This window comes from Microbacterium sp. NPDC064978, assembly GCF_044543605.1.
GTDB classification, from domain to species: Bacteria; Actinomycetota; Actinomycetes; order Actinomycetales; family Microbacteriaceae; genus Microbacterium; species Microbacterium meiriae.
The window spans coordinates 40,448-63,331 of the sequence record NZ_JBITWF010000001.1 but is presented as its reverse complement, the minus strand read 5'-3'; the positions used below and the strand labels follow the sequence as shown (position 1 = coordinate 63,331).

Genomic DNA, 22,884 nt, shown 5'->3' with positions numbered 1-22,884 from the left:
GACGGGCCGGAGGACTTATGCCCGAGACGACCATCCCCACCGCTTCGACGACGCGGGCGACCCCCTCCCCCCGCTCCGCCGTCTGGGGTCGCGCGCTCACCGTCTTCGCCTGGCTGTCGTTCCTCAGCGAGACGATCATCATCGGCACCGGCGGCGCGGTGCGTCTGACGGGCTCCGGCCTCGGCTGCACCGAGTGGCCGCTGTGCACACCCGAGTCGCTCGTCCCGATCGTCGAGGTGCAGGGCATCCACGGGATGATCGAGTTCGGCAACCGGCTGATGACCGGCGTCGTCGGGATCATCGCGATCGCCGTCGTCCTGCTCGTCCTGCACACCATCAGCGGCCGCCGGGCGCTCATCAACGCCCTGTGGTTCGCTGTCGGCGGTCTCGCCGGGGCGGCGGTCGCCTTCGCCCTGGTCTCGCTCACCGACTTCCCGGCGTTCCCCGTCGCCTCCGCCGTGCTCCTGCTCGCGGTGATCGCGGCCGCGGTCCACTCGGTCCGCACGACGCCCGCCCGGCGGGACCTCGTCCTCCTCGCCTGGCTCGTGCTGATCGGCGTCGTCGCGCAGGCCTTGGTAGGCGGCATCACCGTGCTCACGGGCCTGAACCCCTTCATCGTCGGGTTCCACTACACGTCCTCGCTCCTGCTCGTCTGCATCACCGCCGCGTTCCTCGTGCGGCTGGCGACTCCGGAAGGACCGCGCGAACGGGCCGTCCCCACCTGGTTCGCGATCGTGACGCACATCACCGGCCTCGCCCTGGCCGTGACCATCCTGTTCGGCGTGCTGACGACCGGATCGGGCCCGCACTCCGGCGACGCCGACGTGCTGCGCCGCGGCTTCGACGCCACGGTCCTCGCCCATGTCCACTCCTGGCCGGGTTACATCCTCGCCGCGCTCGTGCTCTTCCTGACGGTGGCGGCCTGGGTCCTTCGTCTCGAGCCCCGCCGGTGGCTGCTCGTGCTCGTCATCGCGATCCTCGTGCAGGTCGCCGTCGGCGTCTGGCAGGCGCGAGAAGGGCTTCCGCCCGTGCTCGTGGGCATCCACATGGTCCTGGCATCGCTCTCCGCCGCGACTTACACCGTCGTCGTGCTGCACCTCAAGCGCACCGCGTCCGTCGTACCCGCCCCTGCCGACTGACCTGCCGCACAGACGATCCATAGCGCGCGCACCGGGCGCTCATCACCGCATCGACCATCGTGGTCGACATGAACAAGACACTCACCCGCAGCGCCGGGTTCTGGCTCCTCATCGTCGTCTCCCTCGCCGCGGTCGGGGTCGGCGGCTGGATGATCGCCGGACAGGTCGGCACGATGACCACGACCCTGATGGACGGCACCGCCACCGGTGTCGAGGTGTACGTCGGTCAGTCGCTCGTCGTCGTCGGCGCCGTCGTCCTCGGCGCGGGCCTGGTGGGCCTGCTCCTGTCGCTCGGCCTCGTCGCCGCGCGCACGCTGGTCGCCACCCCCGTCGCCGCCGCGCCGATCGTCGAGCAGGAGGCGCCGATCATCCAGGACGAGACGGCCGAAACGGTCTCAGTCCCTCGCGAGGAGCCCGCTCTCCGGGCCGCCGCCGCAGAGTTCGCAGAGCCGCAGGTCGATGCGGAGCCGGCGTCCGCGGAGCCCCAGGCCGACGAGGATCAGAAGGGCAGCAGCGGGTCGATCGCCACGGCGACGAACAGCAGCGTCAGGTAGGTGATCGAGGCGTGGAAGACTCGCATCGGCCGCGCCTCGGTCCCCCGCACCGCCTGGTTGTACAGGCGGTGCGACTCGTAGATGAACCAGCCGCCGAACACCAGGGCGGAGACGGTGTAGACGAGGCCCATGCCGGCGATCGGCACGAGCAGCAGCGAGCAGGCGACCGTGGCCCACGCGTACAGGATGACCTGCAGGCCGACCTGCGACGCGTTACGGGTGACGCCGAGCATGGGCACGTCGACGTCGTCGTAGTCGTCCTTGTACTTCATCGACAGCGGCCAGTAGTGCGGCGGCGTCCAGAGGAAGACGAGCAGGAACAGGATGAAGGCGGGCCAGTCGAGCGATCCGGTGACGGCGGACCAGCCGATGAGGACCGGGAAGCAGCCCGCGATGCCGCCCCAGATGATGTTCTGCTCGGTACGGCGCTTGAGGATCATCGTGTAGATCACGACGTAGAAGAAGATCGCGGAGGCCGACAGGACCGCCGTGAGCCAGTTCGTGGTGAACCAGAGCCACACGGTCGACACGATCGCGAGCGTCCACGAGAAGATCAGGGCACCGCGCGGGCTGACCTCGCCGGTCACGAGCGGGCGGTTCTCCGTACGGTGCATGTGCGCGTCGATGTCGCGATCGAGGTACATGTTGAACGCGCCGGCGGAACCGGCGCTCATGGACCCGCCGATGACGGTCGCGAGGACCAGCCAGAGATCGGGCAGCCCACCCTGCGCGAGGAACATGACCGGAACGGTCGAGACGAGGAGGAGTTCGAGGACTCGGGGCTTCGTCAGAGTGACGTAGGCGCTCACCGTGCGACCGATGGACGACTTCCGTACGGTCTGATCAGACATCGTCGAGATCTCGATCGCCTCCTCCGCGCGCGTTACCGGACAACCTCTCCAGTGTATGACACGCCGTGACGCCTTCCGCGCCTTCCGGCCCCCGGCCGCCGGGACCGTCACCGCTATGCTGAGAGCACTCGCGCGCCCGGTGCTGCGCACAAACCCGCCCGTCCCCGGACGATGCGGGATGCGCCAGGGAAGTTGCGGATGCGCCAGGGAATACCGGCGCCCTCGAAACTGTCGGAAAGGGCATGAACGTGTCGGAATTGCAGTGGGACGAGATCGATCGACGCGCGGTGGACACCGCCCGGATCCTGGCGGCCGATGCGGTCGAAAAGGTCGGCAACGGTCATCCCGGCACGGCGATGAGTCTGGCCCCCGCCGCCTATCTGCTGTACCAGCGTGTGCTGCGGCATGACCCGACCGACACCGACTGGCTCGGCCGCGACCGCTTCATCCTCTCGGTCGGCCACTCGTCGCTGACGCAGTACGTGCAGCTCTACCTCGGTGGGTTCGGCCTCGAGCTCGACGACCTCAAGGCGCTCCGCACGTGGGGTTCGAAGACGCCCGGCCATCCCGAGTACGGCCACACCAAGGGCGTCGAGATCACGACGGGTCCGCTGGGCCAGGGCCTCGCCTCCGCGGTGGGCTTCGCCTACGCCGCCCGCTACGAGCGCGGCCTCTTCGACCCGGAGGCCGCGGCGGGCACGAGCCCGTTCGACCACTTCGTCTACGTGATCGCAGGCGACGGCGACCTGCAGGAGGGCGTCACCAGCGAGGCCTCCTCGCTCGCCGGTCACCAGCAGCTCGGCAACCTCATCGCGATCTACGACTCCAACCAGATCTCGATCGAGGACGACACCAACGTCGCCTTCACCGAGGACGTGGCCGCCCGCTACGAGGCCTACGGCTGGCACGTGCAGACCGTGGACTGGAAGAAGACCGGCGAATACGTCGAGGACGTCGCCGAGCTCCACGCCGCGATCGAGGCCGCCAAGGGCGAGACCGACAAGCCGTCGCTCATCATCCTCAAGACCATCATCGGCTGGCCGGCACCCGGCAAGCAGAACAGCGGCAAGATCCACGGCTCGGCGCTCGGCGCCGACGAGCTCGCCGCCACCAAGAAGGTCCTCGGGTTCGACCCGGAGCAGACCTTCGTCGTCGCGGACGACGTGCTGGAGCGCACCCGCGGCCTCGCGGAGCGCGCCGCCGAGGCTCGCGCCGCCTGGCAGGAGTCGTTCGACGCCTGGGCCGCCGCCAACCCCGAGCGCAAGGCCCTGCTGGACCGCGTCGAGGCGCACGAGCTCCCCGTCGACATCGCGGAGGCCCTCCCGGTCTTCGAGGCCGGCAAGGACGTCTCCACCCGCGCCGCGTCCGGCCAGGTCATCAACGCGCTGGCCGCGCAGCTCCCCGAGCTCTGGGGCGGCTCTGCCGACCTCGCCGAGTCGAACCTCACCACGATCAAGGACGCGCCGTCGTTCATCCCCGCCGAGTGGTCGACGCACGAGTGGTCGGGCACGCCCTACGGCCGGGTGCTGCACTTCGGCATCCGCGAGCACGCGATGGGCGCGATCGTCAACGGCATCGTGCTGCACGGCCCGACGCGCGCCTTCGGCGGCACGTTCCTCATCTTCAGCGACTACATGCGCCCGTCCGTGCGCCTGGCGGCGCTGATGAACGTGCCGAGCATCTTCGTCTGGACGCACGACTCGGTCGCCCTCGGCGAGGACGGTCCGACGCACCAGCCGATCGAGCAGCTCGCGACGCTGCGCGCCATCCCGAACCTGGCCGTCGTCCGTCCGGCGGACGCCAACGAGACCGCCGCCGTGTGGCTCGAGATCCTCCGGCGCCACGAGGGACCGGCCGGCATCGCGCTGACCCGCCAGAACATCCCGGTGTTCCCGCGCGGCGAGGGCGAGGCCTCTGGCGACACGTTCGCCTCCGCCGCCCAGGCCGTCAAGGGTGCCTATGTGCTCGCCGAGGCGCCCGGCGGTACGCCGGACGTCATCATCGTCGCGACCGGCTCCGAGGTGCAGCTCGCGGTGAACGCCCGCGAGGTGCTGGCCGGCGAAGGCGTGAACGTCCGCGTCGTCTCCGCCCCGTCGCTGGAGTGGTTCGCGGAGCAGGATGACGCCTACCGCGAGCGCGTGCTGCCGTCGTCCGTCACCGCACGCGTGTCGGTCGAGGCCGGTTCCGTGCTCACGTGGCGCGGCATCGTCGGCGACCGCGGTCGCTCGGTCGGCATCGACCACTTCGGCGCCTCCGCCGACTACAAGACCCTCTTCGAGAAGTTCGGCATCACCACCGAGGCCGTCGTCGCGGCCGCCCGCGAGACCATCAAGGAGAACGCATGAGCACCCCCACCGCCCAGCTCGCCGCTGCCGGCGTCAGCATCTGGCTCGACGACCTCTCGCGCACCCGCATCTCCTCCGGCAACCTCGCCGAGCTGATCGCGTCGCGCAACGTCGTGGGCGTCACCACGAACCCGACCATCTTCGCGAACGCGATCACGGACAAGAACGACACGTCCTACGACGCGCAGGTCACCGAGCTCGCCGCGTCCGGAGCTTCCGCCGAGGACGCCGTGTTCGCCGCGACGACCCAGGACGTCCGTGCCGCGCTCGACGTCTTCCGCCCGGTGTGGGAGGAGTCCGGCCACGTCGACGGTCGCGTCTCGATCGAGGTCTCCCCCGACCTCGCCCACGACACCGACGGCACCGTGGCGCAGGCCAAGGAGCTGTGGAAGACCGTCGACCGCCCCAACCTCCTGGTCAAGATCCCGGCCACGAAGGCGGGGCTCCCCGCGATCACCGAGGCGATCGCGAACGGCATCAGCGTCAATGTCACGCTCATCTTCAGCCTGGAGCGCTACGCCGAGGTCATCGACGCCTACCTGACGGGACTGGAGCGCGCGCACAGCGGCGACTTCGACCTGTCCAGCATCCATTCGGTCGCCTCGTTCTTCGTCTCGCGCGTCGACACCGAGACGGACAAGCGTCTGTCGGCGATCGGCTCCCCCGAGGCGGAGGCGCTCAAGAGCAAGGCCGGTCTCGCGAACGCGCGCCTCGCCTACGAGCTGTTCGAGCAGAAGTTCGCCGAGAAGCGCGCACAGGACCTCCTCGCGCTCGGCGCGAACCTCCAGCGTCCGCTGTGGGCCTCGACCGGCGTCAAGGACCCGAATCTCCCCGACACGCTGTACGTGACCGAACTGGTCGCTGACGGCGTCGTCAACACGATGCCGGAGAAGACCCTCGAGGCGACGTTCGACCACGCCGTCGTCACGGGAGACACCATCACCGGCGGCTACGAGGAGGCCCGCGAGGTCTTCGCCGGGCTCGCCGAGGTGGGCGTCGACTTCGACGCCGTGACCGAGGTGCTCGAGGAGGAGGGGGTCGCGAAGTTCATCGACTCCTGGCACGATCTGCTCGCACAGGTCACCGAGGCTCTGGAGGCACAGCGATGACCTTCGCCATCCACGCATCGGGCGCGGCGCGCGTCGCCATCGAGGAGACCGTGCCGGCCCTGGTCCACGACCTCGTCGCCTCCCGCATCACCGGTGGCGACGCCACGCTCTGGGGCCCGGCCGCCGAGGCCGAGGCGTCGGTCCGCCTCGGCTGGGTCGAGGCCGTCTCGGTCTCCCGCCCGCTCGTCGCCGAGATCGTCGCGCTGCGCGAGGAGCTCGCGTCGAAGGGCGTCACCCGCGTGGTCCTCGCCGGGATGGGCGGCTCCTCGCTCGCCCCCGAGGTCATCGCGCAGACCTCCGGCGTCCCGCTCACCATCCTCGACTCCACCGCCCCGGGTCAGGTGCTCGCCGCCCTCGACGAGGGTCTCGCCGAGACGGTCCTCGTCGTGTCGTCGAAGTCGGGCTCCACGGTCGAGACCGACTCGCAGCGCCGGACCTTCGAGGCCGCCTTCCGCGACCTCGGTATCGATCCCACCGAGCGGATCGTCGTGGTCACGGACCCCGGCTCCCCGCTCGACGCCTCGGCACGCGAGGCCGGCTACCGGGTCTTCAACGCCGACCCGAACGTGGGCGGCCGCTACTCGGCGCTGACCGCCTTCGGCCTCGTCCCCTCGGGACTCGCCGGCGTCGACATCGACGAGCTCCTGGACGAGGCCGAGGCCTCGATGCTGGAGGTGGCCGTGGACTCCGCCGACAACCCCGCACTCCGTCTCGGAGCCGCGATCGCCGCCACGAGCCCCCGCCGCGACAAGCTGGGTCTGATCACCGACGGCACGCACATCAAGGGGCTGCCGGACTGGATCGAGCAGCTGATCGCCGAGTCCACGGGCAAGGAGGGCACGGGCATCCTCCCGGTCGTCCTGCTCCCGGTCTCGCCGGAGCTCGACCCGGTCCCCGCCGACCTCCAGATCGTGCGTCTCGTCGACGACGCCAACGAGTTCCACCTGCACGAGCGGCACGAGGGCGAGATCCTCGTCAGCGGCACGCTCGGCGCGCAGTTCATCGTCTGGGAGTACGCCACGGCGATCGCCGGGCACCTCCTCGGGATCAATCCGTTCGACCAGCCCGACGTCGAGTCGGCCAAGGTCGCCGCCCGAGGTCTGCTCGACGCGCGCCCGGAGCCGACGGCTCCCGCTTTCGTCGAGAACGGTGTCGAGGTCCGGGTCTCCGACCCCGCCCTCGCCGCGTCGGGAACGGTCGAAGGCGTGCTGGACGCTCTCTGGGCGCAGCTCCCCGCCGACGGCTACGTGTCCATCCAGGCGTACGTCAACCGCCTCGAGGTGCCGCAGCTCCAGGGCCTGCGCGAGCTCGTCGCCGCCGATTCCGGGCGCCCGACGACGTTCGGCTGGGGACCGCGCTTCCTGCACTCCACGGGGCAGTACCACAAGGGCGGCCCCGCCCAGGGCGTGTTCCTGCAGATCCTGGAGCGCACGGACGTGGATCTCGAGATCCCCGACCGCCCGTTCACGTTCGGGCAGCTCATCCAGGCGCAGGCAGCCGGCGACGCGGGTGTGCTCGCGGAGCACGGACGGCCCGTCGTCTCGCTGACGATCACCGAGTCCTCGGACGACGTGCTCGCCCTCTTCGAAGCCGCACAGAAGTAATCGCAGGAGAGCCCCCACCGATGTCTGTACCCATCTCGCGCGGGCACAACCCGCTGCGCGACCCCGACGATCGTCGTCTCAACAGGATCGCGGGGCCCAGCGCCCTCGTGATCTTCGGCGTGACGGGTGATCTGTCCCGCAAGAAGCTCATGCCGGCGGTCTACGATCTCGCGAACCGAGGGCTGCTGCCGCCCGGCTTCGCGCTCGTGGGCTTCGCCCGCCGCGACTGGGAGGACCAGGACTTCGCCCAGGTCGTCTACGACGCGGTGAAGCAGCATGCCCGCACGCCGTTCCGCGAGGAGACCTGGACGCAGCTGCTCCAGGGCATCCGGTTCGTCTCCGGCGAGTTCGACAACCCCGACTCCTTCCGCAAGCTGCGGGAGACCGTCGAGAAGCTCGACGTGGAGCGCGGGACCATGGGCAACCACGCCTACTACCTCTCGATCCCGCCGAAGGACTTCCCGCTCGTCGCGAAGCAGCTCAAGGACTCGGGCCTCGTGGGCGAGGACGCGGACGACGACGAGCGCTGGCGGCGCGTCGTCATCGAGAAGCCGTTCGGGCACGACCTCGAGTCGGCCCGCGCTCTCAACGCCGCCCTCGAGGTCGCGTTCCCTGCGGACTCGATCTTCCGCATCGACCACTACCTCGGCAAGGAGACGGTGCAGAACATCCTCGCGCTGCGCTTCGCCAACGAGCTGTACGAGCCGATCTGGAACCGCAACTACGTCGACCACGTGCAGATCACGATGGCCGAGGACATCGGCGTCGGCGGTCGCGCGGGGTACTACGACGGGATCGGCGCCGCACGCGACGTCATCCAGAACCACCTGCTCCAGCTCCTCGCGCTCACGGCGATGGAGGAGCCCATCAGCCTCTCCGCCGAGCATCTGCGAGCAGAGAAGGAGAAGGTCCTCGCCGCGGTGCACGTGCCGGAGGATCTCTCCCTCGCCACCGCGCGCGGACAGTACGCCGGCGGCTGGCAGGGCGGCGAGAAGGTCACCGGCTTCCTCGACGAGGACGGGATGGACCCCGAGTCGACGACCGAGACCTACGCGGCGATCAAGCTGGAGATCGACACCCGGCGCTGGGCCGGCGTGCCGTTCTACCTGCGGACGGGCAAGCGCCTGGGCCGACGCGTGACCGAGATCGCGGTGGTGTTCAACCGCGCGCCGCAGCACCTGTTCGGCCGCGGCAACGCCTCGGAGCTCGGTCAGAACGCGCTCGTGATCCGCGTGCAGCCCGACGAAGGCGTCACGATCCGCTTCGGCTCGAAGGTGCCGGGCAACGGGACGAACGTCCGCGACGTGACGATGGACTTCGGCTACGGCCACGCGTTCACGGAGGCGAGCCCGGAGGCGTACGAGCGTCTGATCCTCGACGTCCTCCTGGGCGACCCGCCGCTCTTCCCGCGGCACGAGGAGGTCGAGCTCTCCTGGAAGATCCTCGACCCGGTGGAGAAGTACTGGGCCGCCCAGGGCGGCCCGGTGGAGCAGTACGCGCCCGGCTCGTGGGGACCGGCCTCGGCCGACGACCTGCTGGCCCGCGACGGACGAGTCTGGAGACGCCCGTGATCATCGACCTTCCCGACACGACCGTCAGCCAGGTCGCGAAGCAGCTCGTCAAGGTGCGCGAGGAGGGCGGCGCCGTCGCCCTCGGCCGCGTCCTCACCCTCGTCATCTCGGCCCGCAAGGGGGTCGCTGAGGCCGCCATCGATGCCGCGAACGATGCGTCGCGCGAGCACCCGATGCGCGTGATCGTGCTGACCACCGGCGACGGCGAGTCCCGACTGGACGCGCAGATCCGCGTGGGCGGCGACGCCGGTGCGAGCGAGGTCGTCGTGCTGCATGCGCACGGCGACGCCGCGAGCAACGAGGAGAGCCTCCTCACCGGTCTGCTCCTCCCCGACGCGCCGGTGGTGGCATGGTGGCCGGATGAGGCTCCCACCGCTCCGGCGACGTCGCCTCTCGGCCGGATCGCCCAGCGCCGGATCACCGACGCCGCGACGTCCCCCGACGTCCGCGACCGGCTCGCGCTCCTCGGGCGCACGCATGCCCCGGGCGACACCGACCTGGCCTGGACGCGCCTGACGCACTGGCGCGAGCAGCTGGCCGCGGTGCTGGACCAGCCGCCGTACGAGACCATCACCGCCGTCGAGGTCCGCGGGGCGAGCGCCTCGCCGTCCACGGCGCTGCTCGCCGCCTGGCTGCAGATGGCACTCGACGTCCCGGTCCGGTGGTCGTACGAGGACCCGGAGCACTGGCAGGAGGGTATCAAGTCGGTGCGCCTCACGCGCGAGTCCGGCGACATCCTGCTCGAGCGGCCGTCGCCGGGTGTGGCCGTGCTCACCCAGCCCGACCAGCCCGATCACGACCTCCACCTGCCGCGGCGCACGCTGCGCGAGTGCCTTGCCGAGGAGCTGCGCCGGCTCGACCCCGACGTCCTGTACGGTCGAGTGATCACGGAGGGCTGGGAGAAACTCGGTCCGCCCGAGACAGGAGAGTGACCTCGATGCCGGGATCGTCCGCAGAGAAGCGGGTCGTGGTCGAATCCACCCCGACCACCCTCGCCCTCCGGGTCGCCGATCGCTTCCTCACCCGCGTCCGCGCGCGCACGCGGAACGGCCGGCTGGCTCACATCGCCCTGACGGGCGGGTCGATGGGCGGCGCCGTGCTGCGCGCTGTACGGGAAAATCCGCGAGCCGCCGAGATCGACTGGTCCCTCGTCCACTTCTGGTGGGGCGACGAGCGGTACGTCCCTCGGGATGACGCGGACCGGAACGCGCTCCAGTCCCGAGAGGCGCTGCTCGACCACATCGACGTCCCGGCGGAGAACGTGCACGAGGTCGCCGGCTCCGACAGCGGACTCGACCTCGATCAAGCCGCCGCCGCGTATGCCGCCGAGCTCGCCCGTTTCGGCACCGAGGAGCACCCGTGGCCGTCGTTCGCGGTGTGCTTCCTCGGAGTCGGTCCCGACGGTCACATCGCCTCGCTCTTCCCGGACCGCGAGGAGGTCACCGTGACCGACGCCGCTGCGCTCCCGGTGCGGGACTCCCCCAAGCCTCCGCCCGAGCGGGTGACCCTCACCCGCCCTGTGCTGAATGCCTCCAAGCGCGTGTGGCTGGTCCTGACCGGTGCCGACAAGGCCTCCGCGCTGGGCCTCGCTCTCGCCGGCGCCAGTTACACGAGCGTTCCGGCAGCCGGGGCGAAGGGGCGCAAGCGGACGGTGTTCTTCGTCGACGAGGCGGCGGCATCCGAGGTCTCGCCCGACCTCATCGACCAGGCCTACTGAGCGTCGGGGTCGCGCGTCTCGCGCGGGTCCGGCTGCTCCGGCGCGCCCGATGACGGCGCCGCAGGCGGGGCCACGGGATCACTCCCCCGGGTGATGCCGAGGTCCTGGCTCTCGCTGAGGACCTGCGGATGGAACCGGGCGAGCCCGACGACACCCCAGACGGCGATGCCGCCGGCGACTCCGAAGATGATAAAGACCCACCACGGCGCCGCCGCGGCCTCGCCGAGCACGAGCATGCCGATGAGCACGGCGACCATGGGGTCGACGACCGTCAGGCCCGCGATGACGAGGTCAGGGGGACCGGAGCTGTAGGCGGTCTGCACGAAGTACGCACCCACCGCGCCCGCCGAGAGCAGCGCGAGCAGGCAGACCGCGGTGATCCACTCGAACTGGCCCGCCTCGATCCGCTTGATGATGACCTTCGCGAGGGTGGCGACGAAACCGTAGAGGATGCCGGCGCCGATGATGTAGAACAGCGCCCGCATCCGGTACCGGAGGATCAGCCAGCATGCCCCGAGCACGATGATCACGACGAGCAGGATCGCGAGGATGACGAAGAGCTCGCGGTCCGTGACCTCCTTCTCCGTGGCGTAGATCGCGGCGAAGAACACGAACAGGAAGATGCCGCCGACACAGGCGATGATCGCCGTGAGGGATTGCCGCGTGGGAGCGTGACCGGTGATGCGGGCGTTCAGCAGCGTCGTGATGACCAGCGCGATGGCACCGAGCGGCTGCACCACGATCAGCGGCGCCTTGACGAGGGCGGCGAGCTGGCAGACGATCGCGAGACCCAGCATGAGCGTCCCGACCACCCACGATGGTCGCGTGAAGAGCCGCTTGAGCTGATCGAAGCTGAGGCCGGCGGCGCCGTCGGAGCCACTGAGCCGCTCGACCTTCTCCACGCCCCGGTGCTGGTACTGCGCCCCGAGCGACATGAACACCGCGCCGGCGAGGGCCAGCGGGATGCCCAGGAGCAGGCCGGGGTTCTGGAACGCTCCGACCAGCTGGTCGCCGACGTCCTCGACCGTCCCCATCCACACCCCTGCGCTCACAGTACGACCCTACCCGGAGAGTGCCGCCGACTAGGGTTGTGACGTGGCTGTCCTTCCGATTCGCATCATGGGCGATCCCGTCCTGCACTCCCCCGCCTCCCCCGTCGAGGCCATCACCGACGAGATCCGCACCCTCGTCGCGGACATGTTCGAGACCATGGACGCCGCGCCCGGCGTCGGCCTCGCCGCTCCGCAGGTCGGGGTGCCTCTGCGGATCTACACGTACTCGTACGTCGACGACGACGACCAGCCCTGGCGCGGTGTCCTCATCAATCCGGAACTGTGGATGACGCCTCCGGAGCCGGGCGCTCCCGACCCCGAGCTGGAGTCCGAGGGCTGCCTGTCCTTCCCCGGTGAGCGGTTCCCGTTGCGCCGGTCCGACCGCGTGCGCGTGACGGCGACGGACCTGGACGGTGGCCCCGTCACGCTCGAGGTGGACGGCTGGCGCGCCCGCATCATGCAGCACGAGTTCGACCACCTCGACGGCGTGCTCTACATCGACCGCCTCTCGGACTCCGACTGGAAGACCACGCAGAAGATCGCCCGCAAGCGCGGCTGGGGGCGACCGGGTGCCAGCTGGCTCCCCGGCGTCGACGACCTCGAGGGCTGATCGCATTCAGCCCACGCACAGCATCCTTCAAGTTGCGTCATAGACTCCGGGCACTATAGCGTGTTCGCGGCGGGGATATTCAGCATGCCCCGCGTCACGCTCTGAAGGGGAAATCCATGATGAAGTCGCGCACCCGTCGCGCACTCGTGCTCACCGGTTCGGCCGTCGCCGTCTCGCTCGCCCTCACCGGTTGCAGCGCGATCAACAGCATCCTCGGCGGCGGTCGCGCCGACGCCGACCGCGACGAGGAGACCGGCCAGGTCACCGAGAGCGCGAACATCGACGTCTTCTCGGTGAAGCTCGGCGACTGCATGCTCGAGACCGGCTCCGGAATGCTCACCGACGCGAACGTCGTGCCGTGCTCCGAGCCCCACGACGAAGAGGTCTTCTACGAGATCAAGATGGACGACGGCGACTACTCGGAGGACGCCATCAGCGCCGCCTCCGAGGGCTGCATCGGCGACGCGTACACCTCCTTCGTCGGCGTCTCCTACCAGGAGTCCGCCCTGGACGTGACCACGCTCACCCCCAGCAAGGACTCGTGGGAGCAGGCCAACGACCGCGTGATCCAGTGCATCATCATCGACCCGGCCGGCCAGGTCGAGGGATCGCTCAAGGGCGCCGCACGCTGATCCGACGGCATCTCCACGAAGGGCTCCGCCATCAGGCGGGGCCCTTCGTCGTCCGGGTCGTGGGTCAGTCGTCGGAGGCGCGCAGCGCGAGCCACGCCGCGACGCGGTCATCCGGATCGCTCAGGGAGAGTCCGATCAGATCCTCGATCCGTCTGATGCGGGTCGTCAGCGTCTGCCGGTGGATGCGGAGTCGCGCCGCACTCTCGCTCCAGGCTCCGTTCGTCGCGAGGAACACTCGGAGGGTGTCCAGCAGCTCCGCCGACCTCTCGGCGGCGCGCAGCGGATCGAGCAGTCGGGCGAGGCGGCCGGTCTGATCGCTGTCCAGCGCCCCGAGCACGAACGACACCGTCGGGATGGCCTCGTAGCGGACCACGCGTTCGCCCCCGGTGCGCGCGGCTTCGCAGGCGTGCCGCGCCTCGTCGATGCTGCGCGCGAGAGCATCGGTGCCCGCCGGTCGGCCGAGACCGAGATAGAGGGTCGAGGCGAACGCCCTGGCGCGATGCGCGATCTGGTCGGCATGGTCCTCGCGCACGACGCCCTGGACGATTCCCCGCTGCGACGTGAAGACGTGCTCCGCGCCCAGCTCGTCGAGCCAGAGGCCGAGCAGATGCTCGACGTCGACACCGCTGGTACGGGAGGCGAGGGCGAACCCCACCAGCACGCGCTCGTGCACGCCCCAGCGGCGGAGCAGACGAGTGGCCTCCTCCCCTCCCTCGCGCACGGTCTCGAACATCATCGAGCGGCCGAGGCGCTCCAGCTGACTGCTGTCCCTCGTGCGCATGAGCAGATCGAGCAGCGCCGCGGCCTGCGAGCTCAGTTCCCGACCGCGGCCGGAGCTGTCGTTACGCGGAGCGGTCACGAGCTGCGCGCTGATGTCCTGACCGGGACCGACCGGGTGCACCTGGAGGGCGCGATGCCGCACCCGCACCGGCCTGCCGACGGCGACCGCGATCGCGTCGTCGATGTGCAGGCTTCCGGCACCCGCCGTCGTGATGACCTCACCGTGCCGGTCCAGCAGCACCGCCCACCCGTCGATGCGGTGCGCGAGCTCGGCGATGACGCCGGTGATGCCGCTGCGTCGCGCCGCCAGTGTGAGCACCCGCATCGCCGATGTGATCGCTCGGGCCTCCGCCGCCTGATCGACCGCGAGGAGCGAGGTCAGCGTCGGGACCAGCAGCGACGGCGGCATCGGCACCCCGACGATCGCCGTGATCCCCGCGTCCCGCACGGCTTCGCGAAGACGGGGGCTGTCGTCGCTCGTGACCGCCACGGCCTCCCCCAGCGCGGCGCGCCGGTCGCCGGCGACGCCGAAGAGCGCGGTCTCTTCGGCCACGACGAGCGTCGCATGGAGCGGATCCACCGGTGGACCGAAGTCGTCGAGGGGCACGACCGCGTTGACGGGCCGCGCACCGGGAACGGCGCCGGGCAGCAGCTCCGCGCGGAGATATCGGGCCACCGAGGCGACGTCACGAGCCACCCTCCGATCATACAGATTGTCGAAGAGCAGCCGTTCTCTTCACGCTTCTGTCGGATGCCGAGGCCTTCCGCTCTCTCCTAGCATCGTGCGCATCCCCACTTCCCGAAGGATGTCATGAAAGCTGTTGTCTTCCGCGACCCCCAGTCGCCCATCGAGTTCGTCGACGTCGACCTCGCCCCGCCCCGCGCCGGTGAGGTGCGCGTGCGCATCGCCGCTGCCGGCGTCTGCCACTCCGACCTGCACGTCAAGCGCGGCGAGTGGGATGCGGCCGCTCCCCTGGTCATGGGCCATGAGGGCTCCGGCGTCGTCACCGAGCTCGGCGAAGGCGTCACCACCCTCGCTGTCGGCGACCACGTCGTGCTGAGCTGGGTGCCGCCGTGCGGCGAGTGCCGGTACTGCCGCGCCGGCCACGAGGCGCGGTGCCAGAAGGTCGCGACCGTGGTCGCGCCGCTGGGCGTCCTCTTCGACGGCACCTCCCGGCTGAGCCTCGACGGCGAGCTGCTGCACCACTACCTCGGTGTCTCGTCGTTCGCGGAAGAGGTCGTCGTCCCCGCGTCCGGAGCCGTGAAGGTCCGCGACGACGCGCCCCTCGACGTCATCGCCGTCGTCGGCTGCGCCGTCGCGACCGGTGTCGGCGCCGTTCTCAACACCGCCGCCGTCGAGCCGGGGTCGACCGTCGCCGTCATCGGCTGCGGCGGCGTCGGCCTCAACGTCGTCCAGGGAGCCCGTCTCGCCGGCGCCGAGCGTATCGTCGCGATCGACGTGCGCCCGGAGAAGACGCAGATGGCGCTGCAGTTCGGCGCCACGGATCGCATCGACGCCTCCCAGGGCGACGCGGTGGCCCAGTTGCGCGAGCTCATCCCGGACGGCGTCGACTACGCCTTCGACGCGATCGGGCGCACCTCCACGACCGAGCAGTCCATCCAGATGCTCGGACTCGGCGGCGCCGCCGTGATCGTCGGCCTGCCGCCCACAGGGGCGCGTGCCTCGTTCGAGCCGCTCGTCCTCGCCGAGGCCGACCAGCGCATCCTCGGCTCGAACTACGGCTCGGTGCGACCGTCGATCGACGTCCCCGCACTCGTGGACCGCTACATGGACGGGCAGCTGAAGATCGACCCTCTGATCTCGGGCCGCCGACCGCTGTCCGAGGCCGCCGCCGCGCTGGACGACCTCGACGGCGGCTCGGCCCTCCGCACCCTCCTCATCCCCTGACCGCCGCGCGCGGCCCATCCCTGAAACCCGAATCCAGGAGAACCATGTCAGACACCGTCGTCGCCCCGCCCGGCGCCCCGCAGGATGCCGGGCTCCGCACCGGCGTCATGAGCGGACCCGAGCTCGCCGCCCAGGCCATCGCCAACATCGCCCCCAGCGCCGTCATCGCCTTCACGGCCGCCGCCATCTTCCTCGGCGCCGGGAACGGCACCATCTACGCCTTCGCCCTGGCCACGGTCGTGATCCTGTGCGTCGGCTATTGCGTGGTGGTGTTCGCCCGCAAGCACGCCTCCGCCGGCTCGCTCTACACCTACGTCTCCAAGGGTCTCGGGCCGTTCGGCGCCTTCCTCGCCGGCGTGACGCTGCTGATCGGCTGCTTCGGCATCGCGGCCGCCTCCCTCAGCGGCTCGGTCAGCTACATGGGCCAGTTCCTGAGCATGCTGGGCCTGCCCGCGCAGGGCCTGGGGTGGGATGTCGGCCTGGCGATCCTGCTCGGTGGCCTGGCGACCCTCTTCACGATCCGCGGCATCCGGCTCTCCGCCCGGGTCTCGCTCGTCCTCGAGCTCCTGTCGGTGGGCATCATCCTCGTGCTGCTGATCGCGGCGCTCGCGTGGGCGGGGCCCTCCGCCTGGGACCCCGCGCAGGTGCTCGCGACCGGCTCCTCGTTCCAGGGCATCGCGTCCGGCATGGTGCTCGGCATCCTGGGCTTCGTGGGCTTCTCCTCCGCGGACGCCCTGGGGCGCGAGGCCAAGGAGCCGTACAAGGCGATCCCCCGCGCGATCATGTGGAGCGCCCTCGGTGTCGGCGTGCTCTACGTCTTCGCCGCCTACACGCAGATCGCGGTGCTCGGCGACGACCTCGCCACCGCCGCGAGCCCGCTGGAGAGCATGTCCGCCCTCATCGGCATGCCGGGCTGGTTCGCGGCCGTGCTCACCTTCGGCGTGTCCGCGTCGTTCTTCGCCGTGGTCGTCGCCCCGCTCAACGTGATCGGCCGCATCGTCTACGTGATGGGCAAGGAAGGCGTCGTCGCCGAGCGCTTCGGCCGCACGCACGAGCAGCACCTCACGCCGCACCGCGTGCTCATCCTCGCCGGTGCTGCGGCGATCACGGTCGACATCGTGCTGCTGGTCGCGGGAGCCGCGACGGGCGACATCCTCGTCTGGGTCAACACCTGGGGCACCTACGGCTACATGGTCGCCTACGCCCTCGTCGCCATCGCGTGCGTGGTCTACACCCAGCGGGCGAAGATGCGGAACGGTCTCGTGAAGGTCTGCGCGACGGTCGCCGTCGTGACGATGGCGTACGTGTTCTTCGCGAACGTGTGGCCCGTCCCGGCCTTCCCGTACAACGTGATCCCGTACGTATTCCTCGTGACGGTCGCCCTTGCGCTGACCCGGTACGCCTACCTCGCCCGTCGCCGGCCTGATGTGATCGCCCGGATCGGCAACACCGAGACGAGCGCCATGGAGGGCGTCGGCTGAACGACGCTCCCCGCCGAGAAGAGCCCCTCCGCGTGGAGGGGCTCTTCCTCTCCGTCCGGCGCGATCGTGCGGTCCGGATACGAGAGAAGCCCCCTCCGTGGAGGGGGCTTCTCTCGTTGGCTCCCCGGCTTGGACTCGAACCAAGAACCTGCCGGTTAACAGCCGGCTGCTCTGCCAATTGAGCTACCGAGGAATGTGCGCCGCTGTGCGGGCAACTCGTCAAGCTTAGCAAACTCCGGACGCGGTTCGTGACACTGGGGCACCTTCCGCGGCCGTCGGGCGTGTCGCGCTCAGCGGCGTGAATCCGACTCCGCATTGGGCACCCACAGCAGATCCTTCCCGACGCCGCGCGCGACGACATGGCCCCCACGCAGCATGAGCGTCTCGGCGTTGAGTTCCCGGATGAAGTCCGCGTCGTTGGTGACCAGGAGCGCAGCCATCCCCTCCTCCTTGCGACGCCGGGTGATGGCGTCGAAGACGACCGGTCGCACCTCCAGATCGAGGTTCGCGAGGATCTCGTCGGCGATGAGCACGCGCGGCTCCAGCACGAACGAGCGGGCGATCGCGACGCGCTGCCGCATCCCCGCGCTGAGCTCGTACGGGAACTTCGCCGCGGTCCCGAGCGGCAGGTGGAGCTCATCGAGGAGCGTCGCCACGCGGATCGAGAGCGCGCGGGTGTTGACGCGCTTCTCCCGGATGAGGATCGGCTCGGCGATGACCTCGTTGACCGTCAGCTGCGGCGGCAGGTCCGCCCCGGCGCCCTGGGGCACGAAGCCCGTGCGGTAGGTGAGGATGCGGTGCTTGCGGCCTGGGCGGCGGATGTCGATGCCGCAGACCTGTGCCCGGCCGCCGACGACGCGCACCGAGGGATCGGTCGAGCCCGCGAGCGCGGCGACGAGGGTCGACTTGCCCGAGCCGGTCGGTCCCGCGACGCAGATCAGCCCCCCGGGAGCGAGCGAGAACGTCACGCCGTCGACCGCGCGATTGGGCGCGCCGTGACCGATCCGGTCGATGACCAGATCGGAGCACTCGATCGCGTTCGAGGATTCGGGCGTGCGGGGCATATGTCCATCCTGCCGTCTCGTCCGGGACCGTTCCGGTTACGACTCGGCGAAGAAGCGTTGGCGCTCCACGTCGATGTCCCGCAGCCGCACCCGCAGCGCGCGCCCGCCGTCGGAGTCCGCAGGGACGCGCTGGACCGCGCCCAGCAGCTCCTGCTTCTCGTGCTCGAGCTGCCGCAGCACCAGGCGTCGCGCGAGATCGGTCGCGGAGGCCACCGCTCCGGCCTCATCCCGTGCCGGGAACGGCGTCATCAGCAGCTCCCCGGCGAGGGAGCGGTAGGGCTCGCGCACACTGTTCACCGCGTCCGTCACCCATCCGGGGCGGCTGCGGTCGGGCGCGGCCGCGACCGCCTCGCGCACCGCGTCGAGGCCGGGTGTGCGGAACGGCTCGGCGAGAGCCCGGGTCAGCAGCGCCGCATCGACCTGGTGTCCGTACTGCAGAGCCCCCATGAGCGCGTCGCGCTCCACGGCGACGTCGGGTGAGCGGGGCAGGCTGGCCAGTGTGACCGCAGCGACCACGGGAGCGCCCGTGGACGGGTCGACCCGCGGCGTGCTCTCTCGGCGCGTCTGGGGCGCGGCGGACTGCGCCCCACGGGCGGCACGCTCCACCTCCCCGTGCACCTCGGTCGGATCCATGCCGAGCCGGCGCGCCAGCACCCGCTCGTACCCGGGGCGCAGCAGCCGGTCGCGGATCTCCGCGACGATGGGGGCCGCGGCACGGAGAGCACCGACCCTGCCCTCGACGGTGGCGAGATCGAAGCCGGCGAGCTTGCGGTCGATCGCGAACTCGAACATGGGCTGCTTCGCGTCCATGAGGCCGCGCACCGCCGCGTCGCCGCGCTGCAGCCGGAGGTCGCACGGATCGAGGCCGTCGGGCGCGACCGCGACGAAGGTCTGGGCGTTGAACTTGTCGTCTTCCGTGAACGCCCGCAGTGCGGCCTTCTGTCCCGCCTCGTCGCCGTCGAACGTGAACACGACCTCACCGGACGCGTTGTCATCGCCCATCACCCGCCGGAGCACCTTGATGTGCTCGGCGCCGAACGCCGTCCCACAGGTCGCGACCGCGGTCGTCAGGCCCGCGAGGTGACAGGCCATCACGTCGGTGTACCCCTCGACGACGACGACCCGACGGGGGTCGCCGCGCGCGATGTCGCGCTTGGCGAGGTCGAGCCCGTAGAGGACCTGGGCCTTCTTGTAGATCGGTGTCTCGGGGGTGTTGAGGTACTTGGGGCCCTGATCGTCGTCGAAGAGCTTGCGGGCGCCGAAGCCGATCGTCTGCCCCGACACATCCCGGATCGGCCACACCAGGCGCCCCCGGAACCGGTCGTAGACGCCGCGCTGTCCCGTCGAGACGAGGCCCGCGGTGCTCAGCTCCTCCCGCGTGAATCCCTGGGAGGTCAGCGCCTTGAGCATGCCGTCCCAGCCCCGCGGGGCGAAGCCGACGCCGAAGTGCGCCGCCGCGCCCGCGTCGAAACCGCGCTCCCCGAGGAATCGGCGGGCGGCCTCGGCATCGGGCGACAGCAGCTGGGAGCGGAAGAACTCCGCGGCGGCCGTGTTCGCCGCGTAGAGCCGGCTGCGGCCGCTCGTCTCCGGCGCCGCACCCCCGTCCTCATAGTGCAGTGTGTAGCCGATGCGGCCCGCGAGCCGCTCGACCGCCTCCGTGAAGCTGACGTGATCCATCGCTCGAAGGAAGGAGTAGACGTCGCCCGACTCCCCGCACCCGAAGCAGTGGTAGTAGCCGACCTGCTGCCGGACGTGGAAGCTGGGGCTCTTCTCGTCGTGGAACGGGCACAGGCCCTTGAGGGAGCCGACGCCCGCGGACTTGAGCGCGACCCGCTCCCCCACGATGTCGGCGATGTTGGTGCGGGCCTTGACCTCGTCGACGTCGGCCTGGCGGATGCGGGGCATCAGCGCGCGCCTTCTGCGACGGGCCGCCTCTCGACGGGCGTGCGCGCGCCGGGGCGTGCATGACGCGGCGTCCAGATGCCGACCTCCGCCGGGTCGATCTCCCCGACCAGCCGGTTGTGCCAGTCGATCGCGCTCTGATCGGTCAGGCTCGCGATCTGATCGACGACCACCCGCGCCCGCTCCGCATCGCTCTCCGCCGCGACGAAGTCGGCAGCGAACGCCGGCTCCAGCACGTCGGCGCCGGCAGACCACAGGGTGTCGGTGGACCACAGGGCGTCGGCCAGCCGCTTGAGGACCCGCCGCTGCTCCTTGTAGACACCCTTCCTGGCGTCGATCGTGACGATCGCCTGACCCATGATCCCCTTGAGCACCGCGATCTCGACCTCGACCACGCGCGGCACGATGACATGCGCGTTGTAGCGGACCAGCCGCGTGCCTCCGAACGCCTCGCGCGTGGCGGAGACCGCCGCCCGTGCGAACCGGCCGATGAGGTCGCTGGTGAGGTTCTTGAGCCGCGCGAGATCCTGTCGGGAGCGGTCGAAGGACGCCAGCCACATCGGCTGCGAGGCGAGCCGGTAGAGCGCATCGGCGAGCTCATCACGCGTGAAGTCGTAACCGACCCACTGCTGGATCCGGCTGAGCAGGGCCTCGTGGGCAGCGGGATCGGCGAGCTGCGCGACGTCGACGTAGCCGTTGACGATCGCGTCCTCGAAGTCGTGCACCGAATAGGCGATGTCGTCGGAGAGGTCCATGATCTCGGCCTCGATGCAGCGCAGCCGCCCCGGCGCTCCGTCCCGCATCCAGCGGAACACGGCCTCGTCCTCCGGGTACACGCCGAACTTGAGCCGGCCCCCCGGGTCGGGGACGGGACTGTCGACCGTCCACGGGTACTTGCAGGTCGCGTCGAGCGTCGCCCGCGTGAGGTTCAGACCGACGGAGGAGCCGCCCCCGTCGAGCACCTTCGCCTCCAGACGCGTGAGGATGCGCAGCGATTGGGCGTTGCCCTCGAAGCCGCCGATGGCCTCAGCCCATTCGTTCAGCGCCCGCTCGCCGTTGTGACCGAACGGCGGGTGACCGAGGTCGTGGCTCAGGCACGCGGTGTCGACCACATCCGCCGAGACCCCGAGGGCGGCGGCGAGCTCCCGGCCGACCTGGGCGACCTCGAGCGAGTGCGTCAGGCGGTTGCGGGCGAAGTCGGCCGTGCTGGCGGGGCTGAGCACCTGGGTCTTCGCGGCGAGCCGTCGCAGCGCGGCCGAGTGCAGCACCCTGGCACGGTCGCGGGCGAAATCGTCCCGCTCCGAGCGATGGGTCTCCGCGAAGAAGCGCTCCGCGTCGCGCGCGTCATAGCCGTCGGCGCGTGCGCCGACCCGGGGGTCATCCGCCACTGTTCTCGATCTCCGCTCCACGCATCATCTCCGAGGCCGACGAGGCGAGCTCGCGCGACTCCAGCCACTTCTCCGGAAGAGCGGTCCTCTTCGGGTGCCCCGCGCGTCCGCGCTGCCCTTCGGCGTCCGCACCAGGGTACGGTGCCGCACGGTCGAGCCGTCCGAGGAGGTCGTCGATCTCCTGCAGGCTCGACGCAGTCGCCAGCCCCGTCCGGATGTCGCCGCCGACCGGGTAGCCCTTGAAGTACCAGGAGACGTGCTTGCGGATGTCGCGGCAGCCGCGGTCCTCGTCCTCGAAGAACTCGACGAGCAGCTCCGCGTGCCGGCGGAAGGCGTCGGCGACGAAGCCGAGGGTCGCATCGACCGTCTTGCCCTCTCCGCCGAAGGCGAGGGCGAGCTGCCCGAACAGCCACGGCCGTCCGAGGCATCCGCGGCCGACGACCACGCCGTCGCAGTCGGTCTCCGCCATCATCCGCACGGCGTCCTCGGCCGACCAGATGTCGCCGTTGCCGAGCACGGGGATGCTGGTCACCGCCTGCTTGAGCTCGCCGATCGCACTCCAGTCGGCGTGTCCGGAGTAGAACTCGCTCGCGGTGCGCGCGTGCAGGGCGACGGCTGCGGCTCCCGCATCCTCTGCGGCGCGGCCGGCGTCGAGGAAGGTGAGGTGGTCGCGGTCGATGCCCTTGCGCATCTTCACCGTGAGCGGGATGTCGCCGGCGGCCTTCACCGCCTGATCGACGATGTCCGCGAAGAGCTTCGACTTCCACGGCAGGGCCGCCCCGCCGCCCTTCCTGGTCACCTTGGGGACCGGGCAGCCGAAGTTGAGGTCGATGTGGTCGGCGTGGTCTTCCGCGACGATGATTCGGACGGCCTCGGCGATGGTCTTCGGGTCGACGCCGTAGAGCTGGATCGAGCGCGGCGTCTCCGACTCGTGGTGCCGGATCAGCCGCATGGTGGTCTCGTTGCGCTCGACGAGGGCGCGCGACGTGATCATCTCGCTGACGTACAGGCCGGCCCCGTACTCCCGGCACAGGCGCCGGAACGCCGTGTTCGTGATCCCGGCCATCGGCGCGAGGACGACCGGCACGTCGAGGTCGATCGGGCCGATGCGGAGCGGGCGGGCGGGGGCGGTGGCGACAGTCATGGCGTGTCCATTCTCCCAGACCCGGAGCCGGT

At 70.5% G+C, this 22,884-nt stretch carries 19 protein-coding genes and 1 tRNA gene; 12 read left to right on the top strand and 8 right to left on the bottom strand.

Features of this window, described 5'->3' with window-relative positions; translation table 11 throughout:
* The first annotated feature begins 17 nt into the window (after positions 1-17).
* Together ACIGJI_RS00300 and ACIGJI_RS00295 are read left to right on the top strand one after the other, a co-directional pair.
* Positions 18-1,139 carry a COX15/CtaA family protein gene (locus ACIGJI_RS00300; protein WP_363443654.1) on the top strand — a complete coding sequence of 374 codons (1,122 nt, stop codon included), beginning with the start codon at positions 18-20 and terminating at the stop codon, positions 1,137-1,139.
* 68 nt (positions 1,140-1,207) lie between these two features.
* On the top strand, positions 1,208-1,693 hold the full coding sequence (locus ACIGJI_RS00295; RefSeq protein WP_363443651.1) for a hypothetical protein: 486 nt from the start codon (positions 1,208-1,210) through the stop codon (positions 1,691-1,693).
* Here the strand turns inward: ACIGJI_RS00295 and ACIGJI_RS00290 are convergent.
* Complete coding sequence (locus ACIGJI_RS00290; RefSeq protein WP_187661634.1) at positions 1,639-2,544, bottom strand: heme o synthase; 906 nt, start codon at positions 2,542-2,544, stop codon at positions 1,639-1,641. The genes ACIGJI_RS00295 and ACIGJI_RS00290 overlap by 55 nt on opposite strands.
* Before the next feature lie 248 nt (positions 2,545-2,792).
* On the opposite strand from ACIGJI_RS00290, the gene tkt reads away from it, so the two are divergent.
* The 6 genes from tkt to pgl are packed head-to-tail and all read left to right on the top strand — an operon-like array spanning position 2,793 to position 10,890.
* Positions 2,793-4,889 carry a transketolase gene (tkt, locus tag ACIGJI_RS00285; RefSeq protein ID WP_363444566.1) on the top strand — a complete coding sequence of 699 codons (2,097 nt, stop codon included), beginning with the start codon at positions 2,793-2,795 and terminating at the stop codon, positions 4,887-4,889.
* On the top strand, positions 4,886-5,998 hold the full coding sequence (tal, locus tag ACIGJI_RS00280) for a transaldolase (RefSeq protein WP_187661636.1): 1,113 nt from the start codon (positions 4,886-4,888) through the stop codon (positions 5,996-5,998). Before tkt ends, tal begins: the two co-directional genes overlap by 4 nt.
* Positions 5,995-7,602 (top strand): glucose-6-phosphate isomerase, encoded by a 1,608-nt coding sequence (locus ACIGJI_RS00275; protein WP_363443648.1) that lies wholly within the window; start codon positions 5,995-5,997, stop codon positions 7,600-7,602. The genes tal and ACIGJI_RS00275 overlap by 4 nt, the downstream gene beginning before the upstream one ends.
* 20 nt (positions 7,603-7,622) lie before the next feature.
* Positions 7,623-9,173 (top strand): glucose-6-phosphate dehydrogenase, encoded by a 1,551-nt coding sequence (gene zwf, locus ACIGJI_RS00270; protein ID WP_187661638.1) that lies wholly within the window; start codon positions 7,623-7,625, stop codon positions 9,171-9,173.
* Positions 9,170-10,105, top strand: a complete 936-nt coding sequence (locus ACIGJI_RS00265; RefSeq protein WP_187661639.1) for a glucose-6-phosphate dehydrogenase assembly protein OpcA — start codon at positions 9,170-9,172, stop codon at positions 10,103-10,105. Before zwf ends, ACIGJI_RS00265 begins: the two co-directional genes overlap by 4 nt.
* 5 nt (positions 10,106-10,110) lie before the next feature.
* Entirely contained in the window at positions 10,111-10,890 is a 780-nt protein-coding gene (gene pgl / locus ACIGJI_RS00260; protein ID WP_187661640.1) for a 6-phosphogluconolactonase, read from the top strand.
* Here the strand turns inward: pgl and ACIGJI_RS00255 are convergent.
* On the bottom strand, positions 10,884-11,924 hold the full coding sequence (locus ACIGJI_RS00255) for a DMT family transporter (RefSeq protein WP_363444563.1): 1,041 nt from the start codon (positions 11,922-11,924) through the stop codon (positions 10,884-10,886). The two genes, pgl and ACIGJI_RS00255, sit on opposite strands and share 7 nt — an antisense overlap.
* A gap of 61 nt (positions 11,925-11,985) precedes the next feature.
* On the opposite strand from ACIGJI_RS00255, the gene def reads away from it, so the two are divergent.
* Both def and ACIGJI_RS00245 read left to right on the top strand, forming a co-directional pair.
* Positions 11,986-12,552 (top strand): peptide deformylase, encoded by a 567-nt coding sequence (gene def, locus ACIGJI_RS00250; RefSeq protein WP_025103662.1) that lies wholly within the window; start codon positions 11,986-11,988, stop codon positions 12,550-12,552.
* Positions 12,553-12,668: 116 nt separating this feature from the next.
* A complete protein-coding gene (locus ACIGJI_RS00245) occupies positions 12,669-13,184 on the top strand; it encodes a hypothetical protein (protein ID WP_071329492.1) in 516 nt (171 codons plus the stop codon).
* Between the two features lie 64 nt (positions 13,185-13,248).
* On the opposite strand, the gene ACIGJI_RS00240 is transcribed toward ACIGJI_RS00245, so the two are convergent.
* Positions 13,249-14,661, bottom strand: coding sequence for a helix-turn-helix domain-containing protein (locus ACIGJI_RS00240; protein WP_363443645.1), 1,413 nt, complete (start codon positions 14,659-14,661; stop codon positions 13,249-13,251).
* Between the two features lie 114 nt (positions 14,662-14,775).
* Between ACIGJI_RS00240 and ACIGJI_RS00235 the strand changes: the two genes are divergently transcribed.
* Positions 14,776-15,873 carry a Zn-dependent alcohol dehydrogenase gene (locus ACIGJI_RS00235; RefSeq protein WP_363443642.1) on the top strand — a complete coding sequence of 366 codons (1,098 nt, stop codon included), beginning with the start codon at positions 14,776-14,778 and terminating at the stop codon, positions 15,871-15,873.
* A 44-nt stretch (positions 15,874-15,917) separates the two neighbouring features.
* The gene (locus tag ACIGJI_RS00230) at positions 15,918-17,354 is read left to right on the top strand and encodes an APC family permease (protein WP_315637671.1); all 1,437 of its coding nucleotides are present in this window, start codon (positions 15,918-15,920) and stop codon (positions 17,352-17,354) included.
* Between the two features lie 117 nt (positions 17,355-17,471).
* Here the strand turns inward: ACIGJI_RS00230 and ACIGJI_RS00225 are convergent.
* From ACIGJI_RS00225 to dusB, 5 genes are all read right to left on the bottom strand, one after another.
* Positions 17,472-17,547: transfer RNA gene (locus ACIGJI_RS00225), tRNA-Asn, on the bottom strand.
* Between the two features lie 97 nt (positions 17,548-17,644).
* Positions 17,645-18,418, bottom strand: a complete 774-nt coding sequence (locus ACIGJI_RS00220) for an ATP-binding cassette domain-containing protein (protein ID WP_187661645.1) — start codon at positions 18,416-18,418, stop codon at positions 17,645-17,647.
* A gap of 36 nt (positions 18,419-18,454) precedes the next feature.
* On the bottom strand, positions 18,455-20,323 hold the full coding sequence (gene dnaG, locus ACIGJI_RS00215) for a DNA primase (protein ID WP_187661646.1): 1,869 nt from the start codon (positions 20,321-20,323) through the stop codon (positions 18,455-18,457).
* Positions 20,323-21,708, bottom strand: a complete 1,386-nt coding sequence (locus tag ACIGJI_RS00210) for a deoxyguanosinetriphosphate triphosphohydrolase (RefSeq protein ID WP_187661647.1) — start codon at positions 21,706-21,708, stop codon at positions 20,323-20,325. The genes dnaG and ACIGJI_RS00210 overlap by 1 nt, the downstream gene beginning before the upstream one ends.
* A complete protein-coding gene (dusB, locus tag ACIGJI_RS00205) occupies positions 21,698-22,852 on the bottom strand; it encodes a tRNA dihydrouridine synthase DusB (protein WP_187661648.1) in 1,155 nt (384 codons plus the stop codon). The genes ACIGJI_RS00210 and dusB overlap by 11 nt, the downstream gene beginning before the upstream one ends.
* Between the last annotated feature and the right edge of the window lie 32 nt (positions 22,853-22,884).

What these genes read in the sequence shown, in the direction of transcription:
- ACIGJI_RS00235 (WP_363443642.1), top strand. Translation starts at nt 14,776, where the DNA reads ATGAAAGCTGTTGTCTTCCGCGACCCCCAGTCGCCCATCGAGTTCGTC.
- tal (WP_187661636.1), top strand. Translation starts at nt 4,886, where the DNA reads ATGAGCACCCCCACCGCCCAGCTCGCCGCTGCCGGCGTCAGCATCTGG.
- dusB (WP_187661648.1), bottom strand. Translation starts at nt 22,852, where the DNA reads ATGACTGTCGCCACCGCCCCCGCCCGCCCGCTCCGCATCGGCCCGATC.
- pgl (WP_187661640.1), top strand. Translation starts at nt 10,111, where the DNA reads ATGCCGGGATCGTCCGCAGAGAAGCGGGTCGTGGTCGAATCCACCCCG.
- ACIGJI_RS00245 (WP_071329492.1), top strand. Translation starts at nt 12,669, where the DNA reads ATGATGAAGTCGCGCACCCGTCGCGCACTCGTGCTCACCGGTTCGGCC.
- ACIGJI_RS00290 (WP_187661634.1), bottom strand. Translation starts at nt 2,544, where the DNA reads ATGTCTGATCAGACCGTACGGAAGTCGTCCATCGGTCGCACGGTGAGC.
- ACIGJI_RS00220 (WP_187661645.1), bottom strand. Translation starts at nt 18,418, where the DNA reads ATGCCCCGCACGCCCGAATCCTCGAACGCGATCGAGTGCTCCGATCTG.
- ACIGJI_RS00230 (WP_315637671.1), top strand. Translation starts at nt 15,918, where the DNA reads ATGTCAGACACCGTCGTCGCCCCGCCCGGCGCCCCGCAGGATGCCGGG.
- ACIGJI_RS00295 (WP_363443651.1), top strand. Translation starts at nt 1,208, where the DNA reads ATGAACAAGACACTCACCCGCAGCGCCGGGTTCTGGCTCCTCATCGTC.
- dnaG (WP_187661646.1), bottom strand. Translation starts at nt 20,323, where the DNA reads ATGCCCCGCATCCGCCAGGCCGACGTCGACGAGGTCAAGGCCCGCACC.
- ACIGJI_RS00275 (WP_363443648.1), top strand. Translation starts at nt 5,995, where the DNA reads ATGACCTTCGCCATCCACGCATCGGGCGCGGCGCGCGTCGCCATCGAG.
- ACIGJI_RS00300 (WP_363443654.1), top strand. Translation starts at nt 18, where the DNA reads ATGCCCGAGACGACCATCCCCACCGCTTCGACGACGCGGGCGACCCCC.
- ACIGJI_RS00255 (WP_363444563.1), bottom strand. Translation starts at nt 11,924, where the DNA reads ATGGGGACGGTCGAGGACGTCGGCGACCAGCTGGTCGGAGCGTTCCAG.
- zwf (WP_187661638.1), top strand. Translation starts at nt 7,623, where the DNA reads ATGTCTGTACCCATCTCGCGCGGGCACAACCCGCTGCGCGACCCCGAC.